The organism is Arthrobacter sp. 'calajunan' (genome assembly GCF_046940185.1).
In the GTDB taxonomy this organism is placed as follows: Bacteria; Actinomycetota; Actinomycetes; order Actinomycetales; family Micrococcaceae; genus Glutamicibacter; species Glutamicibacter soli.
In genome coordinates this window covers 1-21,448 of record NZ_JBKZDY010000014.1, presented here as the reverse complement: position 1 = coordinate 21,448, position 21,448 = coordinate 1, and the positions used below count along the sequence as shown (strand labels likewise).

Genomic DNA, 21,448 nt, shown 5'->3' with positions numbered 1-21,448 from the left:
AAAGGCCTAGCTACATGACTGACTCCCAGCGCCTGCCCGGCGACACCTACGACGCCGGCATGGTGGTGCGCCGCGAAGTGCTCGGCGGCGAGCACGTCGACCGCGCCACCAGCACCTCGAACGACTTCACCGACGAGTTCCAGGAGATGATCACCCGCTACGCCTGGGGCACCATCTGGACCCGCGACGGCCTGCCGCGCACCACCCGCAGCGCCATCACCCTGACCGCCATGATCGCCGGCGGCTACTGGGAGGAGCTGGAAATGCACGTGCATGCGGCCCTGCGCAACGGCATGACCCCTGATGAAATCAAGGAAGTTTTCCTCCAGAGCGCCATCTACTGCTCGGTGCCCGCGGCCAACGTCGCGTTCAAGATCGGCAAGAAAGTTTTGGCCGAGTACGAGGCCTCCTAGCTGTGTTGCCAAGGTTGAGAACACTGTCGGTCGGTACTCGGGCCTTCAGCGAAGCTTGCCCTCGACGGTAGTTCTCATAACCTAGCCACCCCTGCAAAGCAGCAACCGGCTCAGCCACCGCGCGGTACCGGATCGCGTACGCCCACTGCTCCAGCATCGTCCGGTTGAACCGCTGCACCTTGCTCTTGGTCTGCGGCCGGCACAGACGCGAATGCCGATGCTTCGTCGCTGGCCCCCGCGTCCGTGAATGCGTGGGGCCGGCGGAACAGCCCGTTGTCGTTTGGCACCCAGCGCACCTTTACCTTTGGCGCTATTACACCTGGCATTCGAACCAACGCTGAAAATCTTTGAGGCCACGGCACCGCGCGAGTTGCTTCTGCAACCGCCATCGCGTGCCGCGCACGGGCCACGTTTCGAATCGACCGGGTCATCTGCTACTCATTCATTGCCTGTCGGCGAACGATCTGACGGAAGCCACAAGGCTGTCGCGTACGCATCTGTTGCCGCACAGGCAAAAGCAAGTTCCAACCTTAAATACCTTTTTCGGAAGTGCGGCTAGGCCGCGCCCGAACGGACGGACTGCGCAACCCATCAGAAAGCAGTTCAAAACACTAACAGATAGTGTTTTGTGTCGCCAACCGCGAACTGCGTCAATCCCCCAGATGCAACAGGCGGCCGAACAGGGGCCAAACACGCACCGCATCTACAAGCATTCAGAATGATCTCAAGACAAAAATAGGTCATCTTGCTTGCTAATACTTGATAACTTAGCGTGAATGAATTGGGGTTTAGTCAACTTACGGCAATATAACATGACTCTGCCGCCAAACCGCTACAGGATATCCGAACGCACCACGCTTGCCTTAACATTTTGTCGTATTGGACATAAATGCGATGGATTTATATACATTAGTCTCGGATCCTGCAGGACCATCATCATTCACAAGAGAGACAAAGGAACTCGAAATGAGTCAAGCTCGAAAGACGACGCCATCGGCCAATCCGATCAAGCGTCGCACCCTGGCTGCGGCACTCTGTGGCGCCCTGCTGTTTGCGCCAGTTACCGGAGCCGCTAGCGCCATTGCCCAGCCCTCAATCTCGCCCGTCCAAACTGTCGCATCGTCGGCGAGCACCGTATCGTCCGGATCCATTGCTGCGGATAGCGGCACGCGCAGCGTCGCCTCCCCGGATCTCGGAACAGCTTCGGCCTCCGACGCGCAGAAGAGGATCAGCATCAAGCCAGTCATTGACTGGATCAAGAAAAATGCTCCTCAAATCTGGAACAGCATGAAGTCCGCCGTCAAAAAAGGATGGAACGCGTTTAAGAAATGGTGGAATAGCCTCGCTTCGTGGATCCGCTGGGGAATCGACTTCGTTGCCTCGGGTGGCCTCTGGGAGCTCTTCGACGCTCTCTGGCACTACTTCTTCTAGCATCTAGCGGGTCGCCCGCGAGCAACGCGGGCGACCCTGTAGAACCCAATTCGAAATGACAAGACTTCTTGCATATGTGGCCATCAGCGCCATGCTAACTCTCGCTAGCCTGGCGCTAGCATGGGATCACCTCGTGGCGAGCGAATGGTTTGGCGCGCTCGTTATGGCAACCGCGGCCACGGCCGCCTACCTGATCTGCAACAACCCTGAAAAATATCCAGAAGCCGGAAGCCCGTCTACCGGAAAATTCATAGGCGTGGTCGCCGTCCTATTCGCCTTGATCGCGGGAGTCGCCCAGTGGACGTCTCCCGCAGTGCTCATCGGGCTGGCCCTCGCCTCATGTGCCGAAGAGCTTGCCTTCAGGTACTTTCCCTGGAGGATGCGCAAGCATCTTCGTCCACGCCATCGATGGATGATCCCAGCTGCAGCGACTGTTGGATTCTGCCTAGCCCACCCGATCAGCAACCCCTGGCTAGTTGCTGATCGAGCATTGTTTTCCTTGGCGGCATTCGCCATCTGTGCGCTGACTGGCACATGGATTGCCTCTGCAGCCACTCACTTGATCGCCAATCTCATGGTTATATCCCTTTCGGAAACAGCCAGCGAGTTGTTGGTAGGTCCCGTGATTCTCGGCATGGATATTGCGCTGGTCCTTGCGGTCAGCTGGCTACTGCTCCTTGGCAACGCAAAGCGACCTTCATTGACTTCCTTTGTAGATCGGATTACGATCTAGTTATGAATCAAGCGGAGAAATGGCCCAGCGGGTGGCTCAAGGCTTCCTTGACGCTATGTGTGCTGAGGACCATCCATCGCCACAGCGGAACGTACGGGCATGAAGTTATCGGATTGTTGGCGGGCTACGGCCTCGGGAATGTTGGCGGAGGAACCCTGTATCCGCTCCTCCGACGCCTCGTCGACGACGAATTGGTCGAGACTGAATGGGTAGAAGGGGAGCACGGCCCAAGCCGCAAGACATATCGAATCACCGCCGCCGGCCTTGTTGCTCTGAAAACGGAGACCAAAATGTGGCGTGAGTTCACTGCGGTCACCAATCAATTACTAGACGAAGAGAAGCACTGACATGACGAACGACGAATACTTCAAGAACCTGGCCTATCAGCTTCGCTGGCGCCGCATGCCGGAGTCCGTCGTCGCACAAACCCTCCGGGAAGTCCGCGCGGAATCCGAGGCGGCTCAAAGCACCCCATTGGAACTTTTCGGTCCGGAGAAAAGTTTCGCCGAAACGTTCACCAAGGGGAAAGCCACATCGAAGGGTTTTTGGATCATCACCGTTGCTGTTGCCGTCGCCGTACTAGTGGTCCTCGGCCGGGTGGTTACCTCGTTTGCTACAGCCGGGGAGTCCAACCCGCTGATCAGCGTTCTGACCCTCGTCGGCGCGCTGGCCATAGCTTTCATCGGCTCGATCATTGGCGCAATGGTAGATCATCGAATCCCAAAGGGCGTTGAATAAGCATGCATATCCAAGTTTCTTCGGTATCCAAGCATTACGGGAAGGCGCATATCCTCAAGGAGATATCGTGCTCGATACCTGCAGGACAAATCACCGGCCTTTTGGGCCCTAACGGTTCCGGAAAATCTACGCTGATGCGAATGGTGCTGGGTCTGGGCACCCCCGATTCAGGCTCCATTCTTTACGACGGGGTCAGGTATTCCGACCTGCCGAACCCGGGAGCGGCAGTCGGTTCGCTGCTGGACGCAGCCGCTCGGCATCCAGGACGAAATGTTCGCGACAGCTTCAGTCTTGCAGCAGGCATGCTCGGGATCAGCAACAGCCGCCGCGACGAAGTTATTGAGCAAATGGGATTGGAATCTGTTGCCAAACGACGATTCAAGTCCCTCTCTCTCGGGATGCGCCAGCGCGTCGGGCTTGGAATTGCAATCCTGGGGCGTCCTCGGTGCCTGATCCTGGATGAGCCCGTCAACGGGCTGGACATCGAAGCCATCAGCTGGCTGCGCGGCTTGTTGACAGGGTTCGCCCAGGACGGGGGAAGCGTTTTGGTTTCCAGCCATCTCCTGCAGGAGCTGCAATCCTACGCTCATCGCGTGGTCATCATCGACCGCGGCAGCGTCGCGACGGAATCCACGCTGTCGGATCTCAGCAACCCGGATTCACAAGTCAGCGTCGAAGCCGACGAGCCGGAGAAACTCGCCAAGTTGCTGCTGGCTCATGGATTTGCCGTCTCGGACCATGCCGTCCCTGGTTGGCTCAAGGTCCAGGCCAGCAATCGACAGGTGGCGCAGATTGCCATGGAGCACAGAATACTGATCACCTCGCTGGGATCGCAACAGGAACACCAGCTGGAGGAAGCCTACCTGCGCCTTACACAGGGTGAATACAGTGTTCACCGGACGGAAGTACTTTGACTATGAAAACCACTGATACACCAGAACGGCAACCGCTTGTTGGATCCCGGCCCACACTGGGCCGCTTGGTGGGGCTGGAATTTCGGAAACTGACAACGGTTCGTTCAGGGCAGTCAGTGCTGTGGAGCATGCTTGGGCTTGGGCTCTTGCTGTCCTTCGGAGTGTGCTGGGTGCTAATTGCCCAGGAGGAAGCCGAGTTGTCCTTCTCAGTCATCATGATGGCGTTTACCGTATGTGCTGCCTTGGGAACCCCAATTCTTGGAATTCTGGTCTATACGATGGATTGGCAGCATCGGGACATACTGATGATTCTGGCGTTGGAACCACGTCGCCACCGTGTTTTCCTGGCGAAACTGGTGACCTCCGTGCTCATCGGCGTCGCTCTTTGCGCGGCGTTCATCGCGACCGGCCTGGCAGTTAGTTTCGGGCTGGCCAGCGCCTTTGGGATGGCCTGGACTGCCCAAGGTTCGCTGGAGGTCCTCGGCATGCTAATTGTGTTGTCGTTTGCCGGTTCGCTGAGCGGTGCGGCATTGGGCTCCGCGTTGCTGTCGACGCCGCTTTCGGTGGTGATAGTGATCATCCAAGTGCTGCTCATCGACAATCTGCTGTTGTTGCTGCCCGGTGGCATCGGACCTTTCCTGCAAACCGCCTCGATGTCCAATTCCTTGATCGGCGACGGAAGTATAGGCACTGCGTTGTCCTCATTTGCCCTATGGGTTCTCCTGCCGTTTGCGGTGGGATTCATCCGCATGCGGCGCGCCGAACCGCATTAGCCGCCGCGATGTAGCGCATTGGCGCTAAAAAATCTGCGGGGCGGCTTGCACCCGAACAGCTTGGAGCTGCGCGAGTGCGGACCGTCCCGCTGGAGTGTCCTGAATGCCGGGTCCATGCGCACCGCAAAGGCTATCTTCGCAACCAAACATCGCGCCCACCCGCATCACTAATTCCCCACGTACGCACCTCGTCCACCGGTTGCACGGCATCGGTGAACCAGTAGGTCTCATCGGGGTTCCATCCGGCGATGACGCTGGCGCGCCGGGCATCCACCGCGATGATCTCCCCCGCTCCGGCCAGATAGGCGCCAAGGCCCAGATGCACCCCGTCGTAGTCCTCGGCCACGGCCTGCCAGTCCGGCTGGACCCAGAGCCCGTCGCGCCCGGTCGTTTCAAACCAGTTGCGCCGCATCGTTGCGCTGACTTCCAGCGGGTAGCGGCGGCACAAATCGGCCCAGTGCTTTGGCTCGGTGATGTGGAATACCGGCTTCCGGCATTCGATCTGCAGGCGCCGCACCAGCGCCGAGCTCCATCCCATGCCGTCCTCCACACAAGCCAGGCCGATGGGCTCTTCAAGCTCGAAGGTTCCGAAGCTGCGGTACAGCCCGCCCGGCGGATTCGACCACCAGTGCCCGCTGGCCAGCTGGTCCATCTTTTCCCGCAGGTCTGCCTTGCTGGCGCGTTCTTTCTCCGCGAGATCGAGGTTCCACGCCTTCAGCTGGGATTGCGCAGGTTCAAGGCCCGGTTCCCACTGGCCTTCGGCGCTTTCGCCCGTCCAGGTGATCATCCACTGGTTCGCCTGCGTGGATGCGCCCATCCAGCTCTGGATGATGCCGGTTGACGCGACATGCTCTGCTACCCGCTCCAGTGCTTGAACGAGTCGGGGGTCGCCGAACAAGGTGTCCTCGGCATCCGGAGGCTGCCAGTACATGGCCCAATCGACGCTGTCCGCCAGCGCTGAGCGAATCAGCTCGGGCATCGCTTCGGGCAGGGGCACGGTGCGGAGCATCTGCGCAATTTGGGCAATCGATGGCGCCGTTTCATCCGCGGCGGATTCCTGCGGCTCTGCACCTGCACTTTCCTCGGCCATGGTGAAGCGCACAACCCCGTCGCCTCGTTGCTGCGCCAATTCGAAGGACGCGTCGAACACCGAACGCATCAGGTGTTGCGCCTCGGGGGCGGTCCCGGACAGCACGATACTGCTGAGCAGCCGGCGGCCGCGGCGCCCGGCGAGCAGGGATTGTTTCAAGTCCATGGATGTTCCCTTCACCCGGAAGTTTCCACCCAGTCTGCCAGAGTGCGTGCTGGTCAGTGGAAATAAGGGAAATACTCTCGTTTCCCGGCACCGGTGGTGCTTAGTATTGAGCCATGCGAATTGCCGTCCTCGACGATTACCACGACATCTCCAGCACGCTCGCCGATTTCCAGTCCCTGGCCCAGGAGCTGGACGCCGAACTGAGCGTCTTCACCGAATTCCTGGGGCATGACGACGCCACCGTGATCGCGGCGCTTGAGCCCTTCGACGTCATCGTCGCGATGCGCGAACGCACGCCGTTTCCGCGCTCCCGGCTGCAGGCCCTGCCGAACCTGAAGCTGCTGGTGACCACCGGACGGCGCAACGGCTCCATCGACCTCGACGCGGCCGCGGAGCACGGAGTGGTTGTCAGCCATACCGGCTACATCGCCACCGACGCCGCCGAGCACACCTGGGCGCTGATCCTCGCCGCGGCCCGGCGCCTGGATGTGGAGATTTTCTCCGCGCAGCGCCCGCTGGAGCACTCCACAGGGTGGCAGAGCACCATGGGCATCGGCTTGTCGGGCAAGACCCTGGGCGTCTACGGGCTGGGAAACCTCGGCTCCCGCGTGGCGAAGATCGGGCTGGCCTTCGGCATGCACGTGATCGCCTACAGCCAGAACCTGACCGCGGAGCGCGCCGCCCAGGTCGGCGTGCGCAAGGTCAGCGAGCACGAGCTGTTCGCCACCAGCGACGTGCTGACCATCCACCTCAAGCTCTCCGAGCGCAGCACCGAGGTGGTGGGCTCCAAGCAGCTGGCCTGGATGAAGCCCGACGCGATCCTGGTGAACACCTCGCGCAGCCGCATCGTGCAGACCGATGCACTGATCCAGGCGCTGGAAAACGAGCAGCTCTACCTGGCCGCGGTGGACGTCTTCGATGTGGAGCCGCTGCCGGAGGGCGACCGGCTGGCCGCAACCCGCGGGGTCATCGCCACCCCGCACATCGGCTACGTGACCGTGGAGCAGTTCGCGATGTTCTACCAGGACGCGGCCGCGGACATCCGGGCCTGGGCCAAGGGCAAACCGGTGCGGGTGCTGAATTAATCCCGTGCAGACAGCAGTGCCCTCGGCGCATCGTATTCCCGATGCGCCGAGGGCACTTGGTGGTGAGCGGATTTAACCTGCCACGAGGTTCATGCACCACACGATCCAGGGCAGCGCCACCAGGTCGATGAGCACCGCGCCGGCCAGCGGCACGATCAGGAACGCCTTCTCCGAGCGCACGCCGTACTTGGCGTTGAAGGAGTCCATGTTCGCCAGGGCGTTGGGGGTCGCGCCCAGGCCGTGGCCCATGAAACCTGCGACCATGGTGGCCGCGTCGTAGTTCTTGCCCATGATGCGGAAGACCACGATCGCGCTGAACAGGGTGATGAACACCAGCTGCACCAGCAGGATGATGGACAGCGGGCCGGCGAGGTTCGCCAGTTCCCAGATCTTCAGACTCATCATGGCCTGGGTCAGGAAGAAGCCGAGGGTCAGCTGGGAGATCAGGTTGACCGAGTCGTCATTGATCTTCACCCAGTTGAACTTGTCGTTCAGGTTGCGGAAGATCACCGCGGCGATCATGGCGCCCACGTAGGCGGGCAGCGAGAAGCCGGTCATCTGCGCGATCCAGTCGCCCAGCAGCATGCCCAGCACCATGATGATGCCGATGATGGTGGAGGTGGAGAGGATCGAGGAGTAGTTGCTGATCTCGTCGCCCGGCTGCTTGATGGCCTCGTCGAGGTCCTCTCCGGTGGCCGGGCCGCCGGCGAAACCGCCGCCGCCTGCAAGCTTCTTCACGCCGTAGCCTGCGCCGACCTTCTGGGCGATCGTCTGCGGCTTGGCAGGAACTTCCAACTTGTGGCGGTGCATCAGGAAGCTGGCGAGCATGCCGCCGATCAAGCTGCCGGCCACCAGGCCGAAGGTGGCCGAGGCGATGGCCACGGTGGTGGCGCCCTCGACGCCCATGGATTCAGCGGTGGGACCGAAGGCCGCGGCGCCGCCGTGCCCGCCTTCGAGGCTGACCGCGCCGGCCATGATGCCCAGCATCGGGTCCACGCCCAGCAGCTTGGCCATGCCCATGCCGATGATGTTCTGCGCGAAGGCCAGCGTCCAGCAGGCCACCAGGTAGATCAGCAGCAGCTTGCCGCCCTTCTTGATGGTCGCCAGCGAACCTGCCAGGCCGATGGTGGTGAAGAAGGCGATCATCGCCGGGGTCTGCAGGGAGGTGTCCAGGCTGATTTCCACGGTGCCGGTCTGGCGCAGCACGAGCACCAGCAGGGCGAACAGGAAGCCGCCGACCACGGGGGCCGGAATGCAGAACTTCTCCAGAAAGGCGACGCGGCGGCGGGCGAACTCGCCGAAGACCAGCAGGATCAGCGCCAGTGCCGCGGTCTGGACCAAGGATAGTTGTAATTCCATATATCTTAACCTCGGTTCAAGATCAGGTCATTGAGCAGTCGCGCGCCAGTGCGGGCGGTGCGCTGATCGATGTCAAAGAGAGGGTTGAGCTCAGCAATATCTGCGTGCTTGAGCTTGCCGCTGCGGGCGGCGGCCAAGACGATCTCGCGGACCATTTCAAGGCTGACGCCGAAGCCGGCCGGGGCGCTGACGCCCGGTGCCACGCTGGCCGGCAGCGCGTCCAGGTCGATGGTCAGGTACAGGTGGTCCACCGAGTCGGCGAAGTTCGCGATGAATTCGCGCACCGCCTGCAGGTTGCCCAGATGGCATTCGGTGTCCAGAAGCACCTCGACGCCAAGCTCGGCGGCGCGGTCGAAGAGCACCTTGGTGTTGGCTGCTTCGCTGATGCCCACGGCCGCATAGCGGAAGGGGCGCCCGGCGGCTGCCTGGGCCTTGGCGATCTGCGCGAAACCGGTGCCGGAGCTCGGCAGCGGCGCCTCGCGCAGGTCGAAGTGCGCATCGATGTTCAGTATGCCCAGACTCCAGCTGGAGTCTTCGCCGAGGGCGCGGGCCAGTCCGGCGTAGCTGGCGAAGGTGATTTCGTGGCCTCCGCCAAGACCCACGGTGAAGTGTCCTTCGCGCAGCAGCTGGGCCAGCACGTCCGCGAAGGCCTCTTGCCCGGATTCCAGGTCTTCGCCGTCGACCTCGATGTCTCCGGCGTCGTAGAGCTTGACCGGTTCGTGCAGGGCAATGGAGGACAGCGCGGTGCGCAGGGCCTGCGCCCCGTCGCGCGCACCCACTCGGCCCTTGTTGCGGCGCACGCCTTCGTCGCTGGCGAAACCCAGCAGCGCGGCGCCGGGTTCGGCCCCGGCTGTCCAGGCCTGGATGGTGTTGTGCCAGCGGGCATGCTCCGGACCGGGACCATCGTTGCGTCCGGTCCAGTCGGTTGCCTGTTTCCAGGTCATTTGATTCCTCCACTCAGGCTCAGTGCGGTTCTGCAGGTTTGTTGGATCAGTTCAGCTTGGCGTTCGAGGCTGCGCTGGGCGGGAGCCATTAGGCTCACCACTGCTTGCAGCTCTCCGTTCAGGTCCGTGACCGGGGAGCTGACGCACCAGACGCCTTCCTCCACCTCAGAGAGGCTGACTGCGTAGCCCGCTCGGAAGGCCGATTCGCAGGCCTGCTCAAGGCGTGTCCTCGACGGAGCATCGACATCATGGAAGTCGAAGATTTCGGCGCGTTGCTCCCGGGACATCAGGGCCATCAGCATGGTGCCCGAGGCCCCGAGGGTCAGCGGGTGGGAAGTGCCCACCGAGTAGCTGCACCGCAACGCCTGGGTGGACTCGATGGTTTCCACGCACACCGATTCGGCGCCATGGGCCACGATGAAGGCGGCGAGTTCGCCGGAGTCCTGCGACAGCTGGCGCAGGTAGGGGGCGACGGTTCCGCTCGCCAGGCTGGAATCCCAGTAACGTTCGGCAAGCTGCACGGCCGCGGCGCCGGCGCCGTAGTGTCCGGAGGAAGTTTTGTGGACGAAGCCGGAGAACACCAAGTGGTCCAGCAGACGGTACACCGAGCTCACCGGAATGCCGGTTTCGGTGGACAGCTCGCGCACGCTTGCCTGCGGAACCTTCGCCAATGCAGAGAGAATCCACAAGACCCGTGCGGTCTGTGAATCGGACTCTTTCCTTACGCTCATGGCACCTTCATCGAGAGGCCGTGGACGGCCGTGAACAACTTTTTCGTGCGGGTCCGCCCGCCGGCGGAAATTGGCACAATGAACCATTGTTCTGTCATGTATGCGGCGAGGACAAATCGAAATTCTCACCGAGTGAGAAAGAATCGGGGCAAATTCTCAGTCGCTGGAAAAAGGTGCGCCTCGCCGGCAGCGCCCCGGAATCATGCCCAAATTCTCCAATGGATTGTTGAACAACATGAAATCTCCCTAGGTTCCGCGTACTGACGTGCGCTAAAGCGGCGCTTTTGAACTCCGGACTAGTTGAGCAACACCAACAGGGTCGTTAAGCAGCGCATCGCAGGCCGATAAGTCGGCCCGCGATGTCGGAATCATATTTGAAGTTAATGTCACATCCATCCGGGGATGTTCAGCAAGCTAGGAAGATTGCCGAATCCTCTTCGAGGGGACGAAGAAATAGTGCAAGATAGCCACAACAGCCGCCCAGCCTGCGCCAATGAGCAACCCGACTAGGACGTCAGAAACCCAGTGGTGGGAAAGGTAGACCCTGGAGGCTCCCATGGCCGCGACGAACAACACCGCTATGCCGCCCAGCAGGTATGCGTAGCGACGCAATCCGTAGACCACAGCCAGGTAGGTGGCGATGCCAATCAGAGCTGCCGCATTCAGCGTGTGCCCGCTGGGGAACGAGAAGGACCCCGGCGGCGCAGGGCCTCCGGGCACGCCAGTCGGGCGCGCAACCTGCAGCACTGATTTGAGCACCACCGTCAGCAGCACCGACCCCAAGGCGGTGAAGGCTACCGTGGCCAAAGGCCACCAGCTGCGCGCCCACAGGCAAATGATTGCCGTCAGGATCACCATGGTCACCGTCATGCCGGGCGTTGATCCCCAGAGATAGAGCACGGTGGCAACCGAGTGCCACACAGGATCCTGGTGAGCCAGAACCCACTGCTCGACCGGCAGGTCGACATCCTTGGACCATCCCCCGATCCTGAGGGAGACCAGCATTCGCCGGGTGAAATAGAACAGCACCACGATGAGTCCAAAGGCGATCCACAACGCCTGCACGCCGCGTGATCGCTGACCCGGGCGGAAAAACCATGAAGATCGCATGGTCTCCATCGTATCCACAGACCCCCTGTGTTCGCTGACCGGCGGCTATGCGGAAGAATAGAACCATGACAATCAAGGTGTTGGCCGTCGGCAAGAAGCATGAGTCTTGGGTGGACGAGGGGATCTCCCGCTATGAGAAGCGGCTGAAGAAACCCTTCGACCTGTCGTGGCAGCTGCTCTCGCATTCCTCGCGGGAAAACGACGCGGCACGCACCGAGGAGTCGGCCCGCATCCTGGCCAAAATCGACGACCGGGACTTCGTGGTGCTGCTCGATGAGCGCGGGAAGAACGTCGACTCCCCAGCGCTGGCCAATACCCTGCGCACGCCGATCGACTCCGCGCGAAATGTCGTGATCATCATCGGCGGAGCCTACGGCGTTGATCCAACCGTTCACGCGCGGGCGAACTTCACCTGGTCGCTGTCCAAGCTGGTGTTCCCGCACCAGCTGGTCCGCCTGATCCTCACCGAACAGCTCTACCGTGCCCAGGACATCTTGGCCGGCGGCAAGTACCACCACGTTTAGCCATCCTTGACTTTCCATCTTGGAAAGACAAAACTTTCCGTAACGGAAAGTGAGGGAACATGAACCCGCAAGAAGCCGCGAACCCGACCAAGCACGAGGCCTCCAGTCTCCTTGCCGACGCACAGGCCGCCTCTCAGAACATGGTCCGAAGCAGCGACTCTCCGCGCGGATTCACCACCTGTGTAGTCCTGCTGATCAGTGCGCTGACAAGTATCGACGGTCTCGTTCCAGACCAGATTCTGTATTCGCTTTTCGCGTTGTTCATTCCCCTGATTATTTGGTTGGCTGTCTTTCTACGCAAACGCGCCAAGCAGCGGCCACTGCCCGGCAATTCGACAGCCTTTGGCTGCTACCTGGTGGTGATCATTCTGGCCACGATGTTCCTGCGTATGTGGGAGGCATCTACTTGGTTCGAAGCCGCGGGAAAGATGGTTGTCTGCTGTGCAATCCTCGGGGTCCTAGCCCACAAAATGCGTGCTTCGCTGACGCAGGAACGCGTGGAGGACGGCAGTGAGCAAGCCTGCTGAACCACGCTTTGACGACCTGATTCACGCACCGTTGCGCCTGCGGATCTGCGCAAGCCTCGCACCCGTCCAATGGGCCGAGTTCGCGCACCTCAAGGAAAATTTGAACGTTGCCGATTCAGTGCTGAGCAAACACCTGAAACAGCTCACCGATGCCGGATACGTGGAGGTGGAACGCTTCGCCAAGCTCGGCCGCAGCCACGTGCGTCTCTGCCTGAGCAAGGAAGGCCGCCGTGCCTACGTCGGCCATCTGGCGGCACTGCGCAAAATCACCGAGGGCGAATAAGCCCTCCAGCTGTCCGTGCCAGAACGTAGGATCGATTCCATGAGCGATGTCCTGACCCGCTTCGGCGCGGCCACCCAGAAGTGGTTCACCGAAGTCTTCACCGAGCCGACCACCGCACAGGTCGGTGCCTGGACATCCATCTCCGAAGGCAACCACACGCTGGTCATCGCCCCGACCGGCTCCGGCAAGACCTTGGCGGCCTTCCTCTGGGCGCTGGATCGGCTGCACCACGCGGAATTGGATGCCCCGGCGCTGCCCGGACTGGACCAGGACAGCGACCATCCGACGGGCACCGGCACCAAGGTGCTCTACATTTCGCCGCTGAAGGCCCTGGGCGTGGATGTGGAGCGCAACCTGCGCTCCCCGCTGGCCGGCATCCGGGCCACCGCCCACGAGCTGGGACTCTCCCAGCCCTCGGTCTCGGTGGGCGTGCGCTCGGGCGACACCCCCGCTTCCGAGCGCCGGCAGCTGCTGCGCAATCCCCCGGACATCCTGATTACCACACCCGAGTCGCTGTACCTGATGCTGACCAGCCAGGCGCGCACCACGCTGTCGCAGGTGCACACGGTGATCATCGACGAGATCCACGCGATCGCCAACACCAAGCGCGGCACCCATCTGGCGCTGTCCCTGGAACGGCTGGATTCCCTGCTCGCCGCCCCGGCACAGCGCATCGGCCTGTCAGCTACCGTCGAGCCGCCCGAGGAAGTCGCGCGCTTCCTGGCCGGCTCCGCCCCGGTGAACACCGTGCGCCCGGAATCCACCAAGCAATGGGAGCTTGAGGTGCGGGTTCCGGTCGAGGACATGACCGACCTGCCCTCCGCTGCCGCCGCCCACGACCTGGGCCCCGGCTCGTCTCCGGCAGCCGCGGCCAGCATCTGGCCGCACGTGGAGAACCAGCTGGTGGACCTGGTGCTGGCCAACCACTCGACCATCATCTTCGCCAACTCCCGGCGGCTGGCCGAACGGCTGACCGGGCGGCTGAATGAAATCTATGCCGAGCGCGAGGGCTTCGCGGTAGAGAACCAGCTGTCCTCCTCCCCCGCGGTGATGATGGCGCAGGCCGGGTCCACCGCGGCCGCGGATCCCGAGGCGCCGCTGCTGGCCCGCGCCCACCACGGCTCGGTCTCCAAGGACGCCCGCGCGGCCATCGAGGAGGATTTGAAGCTCGGCCGGCTGCGTGCGGTGGTCGCCACCAGCTCGCTGGAACTGGGCATCGACATGGGGCTGGTGGACCTGGTGATCCAGGTCGAGTCCCCCAACTCGGTGTCTTCCGGACTGCAGCGCGTGGGCCGCGCAGGCCACCAAGTGGGTTCGGTCTCCCAGGGAATCTTCTTCCCCAAGCACCGCGCCGACCTGCTCTCCACCGCGCTGGTGGTCACCCGCATGCGCGAGGGCAAGATCGAGAAGATGGCGATCCCTGCCAATCCGCTCGATGTGCTGGCCCAGCAGACCCTTGCTGCGGTGGCCATGGAAGACCTGGACGTCGAGGCATGGTTCGACACCGTCCGGCGCGCGGCCCCCTACCAGCAGCTGCCGCGCAGCGTGTACCTGGCCACGCTGGACATGCTCACCGGCAAGTACCCCTCCGACGAATTCGCCACGCTCAAGCCGCGGATCATCTGGGACCGCGACGCCGGGGTGCTCTCCGCGCGCCCCGGAGCGCAGCGCCTGGCCGTGATCTCCGGCGGCACCATCCCTGACCGCGGGCTGTTCGGCGTGTTCCTGGCCGGATCCGAGGACGACAAGGCGCCCAAACGCGTGGGCGAGCTGGACGAGGAAATGGTCTACGAGTCCCGGGTGGGCGACGTGTTCGCCCTGGGCGCCACCAGTTGGCGCATCGAGGACATCACCCACGACCGGGTGCTGGTCACCCCCGCCTTCGGCCAGCCCGGCAAGCTGCCCTTCTGGCACGGCGACGGGCTGGGCCGCCCGGTGGAGCTGGGCGCGGCGTTGGGCGAATTCACCACCGGCCTGCTGGCCCGCGAACGCTCCGAGGCCGCCGAAGAGCTGGGCGCAGGAGGACTGGATGCCTTCGCCGCGCAGAACCTGCTGAACTACCTGGGCGAGCAGCGCGAGGCCACCGGGCAGGTCCCCAACCACCAGACCTTCGTGGTGGAGCGCTTCCACGACGAGCTGGGCGACTGGCGGGTGATCCTGCATTCGCCCTTCGGGCTGGCGGTGCACGCCCCGTGGGCGTTGGCAGTCGGTGCGCGGGTGCGTGAACGCTGGGGGCTGGACGCCTCCGCGATGGCCGCCGATGACGGGATCGTGCTGCGCATCCCCGCCATGGACGACGAGCCGCCCGGGGCCGAGCTGTTCGCGTTCGAGTCCGACGAGATCGTGGATCTGGTCACCGGGCAGGTGGCCAATTCGGCGCTGTTCGCCGCGCGCTTCCGCGAATGCGCCGCCCGGGCGCTGCTGCTGCCGCGCATCAACCCGACCAAGCGCACCCCGCTGTGGCAGCAGCGCCAGCGCGCCAGCCAGCTGCTGGACGTGGCCCGCAACTACCCGGATTTCCCGATCATCCTGGAAACCGTACGCGAATGCCTGAACGACGTGTACGACCTGCCAGCGCTGACCCGGATCCTGTCCCAGGTCTCTTCGCGCGCCATCCGGCTGGTGGAGGTCACCACCGAGCTGCCTTCGCCCTTCGCGCAGTCGCTGCTCTTCGGCTATGTGGCGCAGTTCCTCTACGAATCCGACGCTCCGCTGGCCGAACGCCGGGCCGCGGCGCTGAGCCTGGACCCGGTGCTGCTGGGCGAGCTGCTGGGCCGCAACGACGTGCGCGAGATCCTGGATCCGCAGGTCATCGCCGAGCTGGCGCAGCAGCTGCAGTACCTGGCGCCCAAGCGCCGGCTGGCCGGCATGGAGGGGGCCGCGGACCTGCTGCGGCTGCTGGGCCCCCTGACCGCCGCTCAGCTGGCTGAACGCCTGCGTGAGCCTGCCGACGAGCAGGCCCCGCTGGCCGAGGCGGCGGCCCGCGCGCACGCCGAATCGCTGGTGGCCACCCGGCGTGCGTTCACCCTGCGGATCGGCGGGCAGCTGGCCTACGCGGGAATCGAGGACGCGGCCAAGCTGCGCGACGCACTGGGCACCCCGCTGCCCACCGGCATCCCCGCCGCCTTCCTGGAGCCCGCGGCCCAGCCCGTCGAGGACCTGGTTTCGCGCTATGCCCGCACCCACGCCCCGTTCACGCTCACCGAGATCTCCGGGGTGCTGGGCCTGGGCGTGGCGGTGCTGCGCCCGGTGCTGGATGCCATGACCGCCGCCGGGCGGCTCTCGCTGGGAGCATTCCGCCCGGTGGAGCTGATTCCCGAGGGCGTCAGCGGGGACGAGTACTGCGACGTGCAGGTGCTGCGCACCATCCGCACCCGCTCGCTGGCCGCCCTGCGCGCCGAGGTGGAGCCGGTGGACCAGCTGGCTTTCGCGCGTTTCCTGCCGGCCTGGCAGCAGGTCGGCTCCCGGCTGGAGGGCAGCGACGGAGTCTACGAGGTGGCGATGCAGCTGGCAGGCGTCGAGCTGCCCGCCTCCGCGCTGGAGTCCTTTGTGCTGCCTGCCCGGCTGCCCGGCTACCAGAGCGCCTGGCTGGACGAGCTGACCAGCGCCGGGGACGTGCTCATCTGCGGCGCCGGCGCGGCCGGGGGCAAGGACGGCTGGCTCTCGCTGCATACCGCCGAGCATGCCCCGCTGAGCCTGCCGATCCCGGACCCCGCGCCGCTGGATGCGCTGGCCCGCCGGGTGCTTGAATCCTTCGACCCGACCGGCGCGTACTTCGTGCAGGAGATCGCCGCGCGCATCCACCCCGGCGAGGGGCGCCCGCCCAGCGAGCAGGAGATCACCGAGGCTTGCTGGCAGCTGTTCTGGGCCGGGTTCATCTCCCCTGACACCCTGGCGCCGGTGCGCGGCTACCTGGCCGGGGGCAGCACCGCGCACAAGATCGCCAAGCCCGCCCCGCGCGCCCGCGCCGCCCGGCTGAACCGGCTGTCCGGACTCAGCCGCATGGCCCGCGAGCAGGGCGTGGTGCATGCGCGCAGCACCCGCGGTTCGGCGCGCTGGGCGCTGCTGCCCGAGCCGGTGCGCGACCCCACCATCGCCGCGCACGCCACCGCGGAAATCATGCTTGAGCGCTACGGGGTGCTGACCCGCGGCTCGGTGGCCGCCGAGGCGGTGCCGGGGGGCTTCGGACAGCTTTACCGGGTGCTGTCCAAGCTGGAGGAGGCCGGGCATGCGCGCCGTGGCTACTTCATCGAGAAGCTGGGCGCCGCGCAGTTCTCCACCTCGAACACCATTGACCGGCTGCGCGGCTTCGTGCTGCCCGAGGACCCGCGCCGCCAGCCCGAAGCCGTGGTGCTAGCCGCCACCGACCCGGCCAACCCCTATGGCGCGGCGCTGCCGTGGCCCGCCACGCAGACCGGGCACCGCCCCGGGCGCAAGGCCGGGGCGATCGTGGGCATGCTGGACGGCGAGCTGGTGCTGTACCTCGAACGCGGCGGACGCACCGTGCTGGCCTTTGGCGAACCCGGAGAGCAGGCCTGGGCGCTGCTGGCGGCCAGGCTGGTTGCGGCGCTGCGCCGTGCCGGGGTGGACAAGATCGCCATCGCCACGGTCAACGGCGAACCTGTGCAGGAGCACCCGGCGGCCGCCGCCCTGCTGGGCGCCGGTTTCTACTCGACCCCGCAGGGCATCCGCTTCCGGCGGTAGCCTGGACACCAGCGCGCTGTACGCGGCGGCTGGCAGCAGCAAAGGAGATGCACCATGCCGGAAGGCGATTCCGTTTACCGGGCCACCGCAAGGCTGCACCATGCGCTGGCCGGGAAGAGCATCCTGCGTTCGGACTTCCGGGTCCCGGCACTGTCCACGGTGGACCTGGCCGGCTACACGGTGTCCGAGGTCCTCCCGCGCGGCAAGCACCTGCTCATGCGGCTGCAGCCTCCCGCCACGGCGGAACCTGCCTTCAACCAGCCGCCGCTGACCCTGCATTCGCACCTGCTCATGGAGGGGCGGTGGGATCTCTACGGTCCGGGAGCCCGCTTCAAGCGTCCGGCGCACACCGCACGCGTGGTGCTCGCCTGCGACGGCGTCGTGGCGGTCGGCTTCGACATCGCCCAGGTCAAGCTCGTGCCCACTGCCGAGGAAGCGCAGCTGGTCGGGCACCTGGGCCCGGACCTGCTGGGGCCCGACTGGGATGCGCAGGCGGCCGCCGCGAATTTCCGGGCGCAGCCGCACCGCGGGATCGGCGAGGCGCTGCTGGACCAGCGGCTGATGGCGGGGGTGGGCAACATCTACCGCTGCGAGGTCCTGTTCCTCACCCGGCTGCACCCACTCACGCCCGTGGGACAGGTCGTGGACCTCGGGAAGGTCATCGAGATGTCGCAGCGCCTGCTGGAAGTCAACAAGGAGCGTTCCCGCAGGGTCACCACCGGCCTGGCCCGGACCCGCGAGCCCTACTGGGTGTACGGGCGCGCCGGCAAGCCCTGCCTGCGCTGCGGCGCGAAGATCCAGCTGCTGAAGATCGCGGCCGAGGATTCGGGCCTGGAGCGAGACTGCTACTTCTGTCCTTCCTGCCAGCCGGCTGCGCACTGATGAGGACAACGGCCCGGGGCAAAGATGAAAGAATGGGAGCCATGGCCATGGCATCTCCGCTCCCCGTCCGCAACGGCGTCAACGCCACCCGTCTGCACCTGCCGCGCACCGGTCCATGGGACACGGTGGCCCAGTATCTGCTCGAACGGTTCGGGCATGTGGACCCCGAGGGCATCCTGCGCCGCTTCGATGACGGCGAGATCGTGGGAATCGGCGGGGTGAAGCTGGACCGGCAGACGCCTATGGGCGAGCACGAGTTCATCTGGTACTACCGCTCGCTGCCGGTGGAGACCCCGATCCCCTTCGAAGCCAAGATCCTCCACCAGGACGAGCACCTGCTGGTGGTGGACAAACCGCACTTCCTGCCCACCACTCCGGGCGGCAAGTTCATCCAGGAATCCGCCCTGGTGCGGCTGCGCAACCAGACCGGCATCGACGATCTGGTGCCGATGCACCGGCTGGACCGGGCCACCGCCGGGGTGATCCTCTTCGCCGTCAACCCGGAAACCCGCGGCGCCTACCAGATGCTCTTCGAGCGCCGCGAGATCGCCAAACGTTACAAGGCGGTGGTCGCGCTGGCCCCCGGCGACGGGCTGGAGACCGGCGTGGTGCTGCAGGCCAATGGGGAGCACAGCCAGCAACGCACCAGCGAAGAACTGCGCGCCCTGCTGGCTGGCATGCCGATGACCTACGAGAACCGCATGTCCAAGGTGAAGGGCCAGCTGCGCTCGATCGTCGAGGACGGCGAGCCCAACGCGCAGACGCTGATCAGCGTGGAGGCCATCGGCCGCAGCGCCGGATTCCACGCGGGCACCGAGGTGGCGCTGATGGATCTGGAGCCGCATTCGGGCAAAACCCACCAGCTGCGCATCCACCTCGCCTCGCTGGGCCTGGGCATCGTCAACGATGCCTTCTACCCGCGGCTGTGGGACCTGGCGCCGGACGACTACGACCGCCCGCTGCAGCTGCTGGCGCACACCATTTCCTTCACCGACCCGATCACCGGCGCCGCGCGCAGCTTCAGTTCCGCGCAGAGCCTGCGCGAAGCCCCGGCCGCCTAGCGCCTCTTCTCACCTCGGCATATTTACCCTAGGCTGTTGCACACCCCTGCACGGGCCCGACGAAGGATGGTATGCCATGGCCGAGCCACAGCCCAATATGCAGCTGCGCACCCTGGTGGGCTCCGCCCAGCGGGCCATCGCCGAGTCCACGCGCAGGCCTGCGTTCGAGCTGCCCTATACGGCCCCTGACCTGCGGCCCAATCCCGCGGTGGAAGTCTTCGACAAGGTCCGCGCCGGGCTGTTCGCCCTGTCCGGGGTGCTGCTGCTGGCCACCTCGCTGGCCTTCGGCGCCGGGATGGATGCCCGCAGCCAGGCCAGCCTGCTGGATACCGGGCTGGTGCATGCGGTGATCTGGCCGGTCATCGGGATCGCCCTGATCGCCAGCGCCGCCTTCAGCGCCCTGCCTGCCCAGCTCTCCTCGCGCCGGCAGCGCGCGGCCGGCATCCATGCGCTGAGCGCTGCGGCCCTGATGAGCTGCGCGCTGACGCTCGCCTCCGGGTTCTTGCCCTGGACCGCCGCGGCGGTCTCCGCGGCGGCCGCCGGAATCGCGCTGTACGGGGTGCACCAGCTGAACCTGAATACCGCCCGCAACCGGACCGAGCGTATCGCCACGGACATGCCGCTGGGCTTCTTCGCCGGATTCGCCCTGGTCTACACGCTGCAGCTGGTGTTCGCAGCCGCCGGCTGGAACGAGCCGGGCCATGCGCTGGCGGTGTCGCTGGTCGCGGTGGCCGCCGCGGTGCCGGCGGCGGTGTTCGCCCACTCCGAACGCGGCAGGCATGCCTTCGCCAGCGGGTTCGGCCTGGCGCTGGCCGCTGCCGCGGCCCAGGGCTGGATGCTGGGCGCCACCCCGCTGTGGGCCTGCGTGCTGTGGGTGTTCCTGGCGATCGTGGTGTGCGTCTGCGCGGAGAACCGGCGGTTCCAGATCAGCCACGCCGAGCACCGGGTGCAGGCGGGCCGGACCCTGGATTTCTGAGTCCGGCCCGCCTGCGCCGCGGGTTCAGCGCGGCGCCATGCGGATCGCGCCGTCCAAACGGATCGTCTCCCCGTTGAGCATCGGGTTGGCCACGATGTGCTCCACCAAGGCCGCGTACTCCTCCGGGCGGCCCAACCGCGAAGGGTGCGGCACCTGCGCGCCGAGCGAATCCTGCGCCGCCTGCGGCAGCCCTGCCATCATCGGCGTCTGGAAGATGCCCGGGGCGATGGTCATGACGCGGATCTGGTGCTGCGCCAGCTCACGGGCCAGCGGCAGCGTCATTGCGGCCACGGCGCCCTTGGAGGCGGCGTAGGCCGGCTGCCCGATCTGCCCGTCGAAGGCCGCCACGGAGGCGGTGTTGATGATGACCCCGCGCTCGGCGGTGCCCTGCGCGTCGATGAGCGACTCGCTGTGCGCCATCAGCTCGGCGCCCAGGCGGATCACGTTGAACGTGCCGTTGACATTGATCTGGAGCACCTTGGCGAACTTCTCCAGCGGCAGCACGCCCTCGCGTCCCAGCACCTTGCCCGGGGTTGCCACCCCTGCGCAGTTCACCAGCACCCGCAGCTGGCCCAGCTCGCGCACGCGCTTTATCACGTCTGCCACTTCCTCGGAACTGGTGACGTCCGCCGGGGCGTAGCGCACGTTCGCGCCGATCGCCGCGGCGATTTCATCCCCGTCCTCGCGCGGCAGGTCCAGCACCACCACGTGCTTGGCCTGCGCAGCCAGTTTCTGGGCCGTGGCCCGTCCCAACCCGGACAGTCCGCCAGTCACCAGCGCGACCGAATCCCGTAGCTGCATGCAAACCCCTTCGATAGTCGTGAATCTCCGGTCAGCCTATCGCCCGCATGGGCAAAGGTGAAGATCCGGATCCCGGTGCCCGGGAGCCCGCTGCCGCGCAGCCCGGCACCACGAGGGTGCCGGGCCTGTCTCTTATACACAACTCCGAGCCCACGAGACGGACTCCTACCCCGTTTTGCGGGTTGTGCTTGTAAAAATTTTTGT

Annotated in this window: 21 protein-coding genes; 15 read left to right on the top strand and 6 right to left on the bottom strand. The window is 64.9% G+C overall.

Going from position 1 to position 21,448, the window contains the following annotated elements; all coding sequences use genetic code 11:
• Positions 1-14: 14 nt before the first annotated feature.
• From pcaC to RF641_RS16125, 7 genes are all read left to right on the top strand, one after another.
• A complete protein-coding gene (gene pcaC / locus RF641_RS16155; protein ID WP_047118017.1) occupies positions 15-413 on the top strand; it encodes a 4-carboxymuconolactone decarboxylase in 399 nt (132 codons plus the stop codon).
• A gap of 966 nt (positions 414-1,379) precedes the next feature.
• Positions 1,380-1,844, top strand: a complete 465-nt coding sequence (locus RF641_RS16150; RefSeq protein WP_424573612.1) for a hypothetical protein — start codon at positions 1,380-1,382, stop codon at positions 1,842-1,844.
• Between the two features lie 55 nt (positions 1,845-1,899).
• Complete coding sequence (locus tag RF641_RS16145; protein ID WP_424573611.1) at positions 1,900-2,577, top strand: CPBP family glutamic-type intramembrane protease; 678 nt, start codon at positions 1,900-1,902, stop codon at positions 2,575-2,577.
• A gap of 2 nt (positions 2,578-2,579) precedes the next feature.
• Positions 2,580-2,924: a PadR family transcriptional regulator gene (locus RF641_RS16140; protein WP_047118020.1), complete on the top strand. Its 345-nt coding sequence runs from the start codon at positions 2,580-2,582 to the stop codon at positions 2,922-2,924.
• A 1-nt stretch (position 2,925) separates the two neighbouring features.
• Complete coding sequence (locus tag RF641_RS16135; RefSeq protein WP_424573610.1) at positions 2,926-3,315, top strand: hypothetical protein; 390 nt, start codon at positions 2,926-2,928, stop codon at positions 3,313-3,315.
• Between the two features lie 2 nt (positions 3,316-3,317).
• On the top strand, positions 3,318-4,229 hold the full coding sequence (locus tag RF641_RS16130; protein WP_047118022.1) for an ATP-binding cassette domain-containing protein: 912 nt from the start codon (positions 3,318-3,320) through the stop codon (positions 4,227-4,229).
• Positions 4,230-4,231: 2 nt separating this feature from the next.
• Positions 4,232-5,002, top strand: coding sequence for a hypothetical protein (locus RF641_RS16125; protein ID WP_147407291.1), 771 nt, complete (start codon positions 4,232-4,234; stop codon positions 5,000-5,002).
• A 130-nt stretch (positions 5,003-5,132) separates the two neighbouring features.
• On the opposite strand, the gene RF641_RS16120 is transcribed toward RF641_RS16125, so the two are convergent.
• Positions 5,133-6,257 (bottom strand): hypothetical protein, encoded by a 1,125-nt coding sequence (locus RF641_RS16120; RefSeq protein WP_424573609.1) that lies wholly within the window; start codon positions 6,255-6,257, stop codon positions 5,133-5,135.
• Positions 6,258-6,370: 113 nt separating this feature from the next.
• On the opposite strand from RF641_RS16120, the gene RF641_RS16115 reads away from it, so the two are divergent.
• Positions 6,371-7,342, top strand: coding sequence for a D-2-hydroxyacid dehydrogenase family protein (locus RF641_RS16115; RefSeq protein ID WP_424573608.1), 972 nt, complete (start codon positions 6,371-6,373; stop codon positions 7,340-7,342).
• 72 nt (positions 7,343-7,414) lie between these two features.
• On the opposite strand, the gene RF641_RS16110 is transcribed toward RF641_RS16115, so the two are convergent.
• The 4 genes from RF641_RS16110 to RF641_RS16095 form a co-directional block, all read right to left on the bottom strand.
• On the bottom strand, positions 7,415-8,701 hold the full coding sequence (locus tag RF641_RS16110; protein WP_047118025.1) for a sodium/glutamate symporter: 1,287 nt from the start codon (positions 8,699-8,701) through the stop codon (positions 7,415-7,417).
• 5 nt (positions 8,702-8,706) lie between these two features.
• Positions 8,707-9,645, bottom strand: a complete 939-nt coding sequence (gene hutG / locus RF641_RS16105; protein WP_047118026.1) for a formimidoylglutamase — start codon at positions 9,643-9,645, stop codon at positions 8,707-8,709.
• A complete protein-coding gene (locus tag RF641_RS16100; RefSeq protein ID WP_160309066.1) occupies positions 9,642-10,376 on the bottom strand; it encodes an IclR family transcriptional regulator in 735 nt (244 codons plus the stop codon). Before RF641_RS16100 ends, hutG begins: the two co-directional genes overlap by 4 nt.
• A gap of 414 nt (positions 10,377-10,790) precedes the next feature.
• Complete coding sequence (locus tag RF641_RS16095; RefSeq protein WP_052772206.1) at positions 10,791-11,495, bottom strand: phosphatase PAP2 family protein; 705 nt, start codon at positions 11,493-11,495, stop codon at positions 10,791-10,793.
• A 56-nt stretch (positions 11,496-11,551) separates the two neighbouring features.
• Here RF641_RS16095 and RF641_RS16090 point away from each other — a divergent pair, with 56 nt between their 5' ends.
• From RF641_RS16090 to RF641_RS16060, 7 genes are all read left to right on the top strand, one after another.
• Positions 11,552-12,010 carry a 23S rRNA (pseudouridine(1915)-N(3))-methyltransferase RlmH gene (locus RF641_RS16090; RefSeq protein WP_183043211.1) on the top strand — a complete coding sequence of 153 codons (459 nt, stop codon included), beginning with the start codon at positions 11,552-11,554 and terminating at the stop codon, positions 12,008-12,010.
• A 59-nt stretch (positions 12,011-12,069) separates the two neighbouring features.
• Entirely contained in the window at positions 12,070-12,537 is a 468-nt protein-coding gene (locus RF641_RS16085; protein ID WP_424573607.1) for a hypothetical protein, read from the top strand.
• Complete coding sequence (locus tag RF641_RS16080; RefSeq protein WP_120991482.1) at positions 12,521-12,820, top strand: transcriptional regulator; 300 nt, start codon at positions 12,521-12,523, stop codon at positions 12,818-12,820. The genes RF641_RS16085 and RF641_RS16080 overlap by 17 nt, the downstream gene beginning before the upstream one ends.
• Before the next feature lie 39 nt (positions 12,821-12,859).
• On the top strand, positions 12,860-17,524 hold the full coding sequence (locus RF641_RS16075; RefSeq protein ID WP_424573606.1) for an ATP-dependent helicase: 4,665 nt from the start codon (positions 12,860-12,862) through the stop codon (positions 17,522-17,524).
• 54 nt (positions 17,525-17,578) lie between these two features.
• Complete coding sequence (locus RF641_RS16070) at positions 17,579-18,406, top strand: DNA-formamidopyrimidine glycosylase family protein (RefSeq protein ID WP_424573605.1); 828 nt, start codon at positions 17,579-17,581, stop codon at positions 18,404-18,406.
• Positions 18,407-18,453: 47 nt separating this feature from the next.
• Positions 18,454-19,467, top strand: a complete 1,014-nt coding sequence (locus RF641_RS16065) for a pseudouridine synthase (RefSeq protein ID WP_424573604.1) — start codon at positions 18,454-18,456, stop codon at positions 19,465-19,467.
• Between the two features lie 76 nt (positions 19,468-19,543).
• A complete protein-coding gene (locus tag RF641_RS16060) occupies positions 19,544-20,443 on the top strand; it encodes a hypothetical protein (protein ID WP_424573603.1) in 900 nt (299 codons plus the stop codon).
• A 24-nt stretch (positions 20,444-20,467) separates the two neighbouring features.
• Here RF641_RS16060 and RF641_RS16055 read toward each other — a convergent pair whose 3' ends face one another.
• Positions 20,468-21,244, bottom strand: a complete 777-nt coding sequence (locus tag RF641_RS16055) for an SDR family NAD(P)-dependent oxidoreductase (RefSeq protein WP_161448441.1) — start codon at positions 21,242-21,244, stop codon at positions 20,468-20,470.
• Between the last annotated feature and the right edge of the window lie 204 nt (positions 21,245-21,448).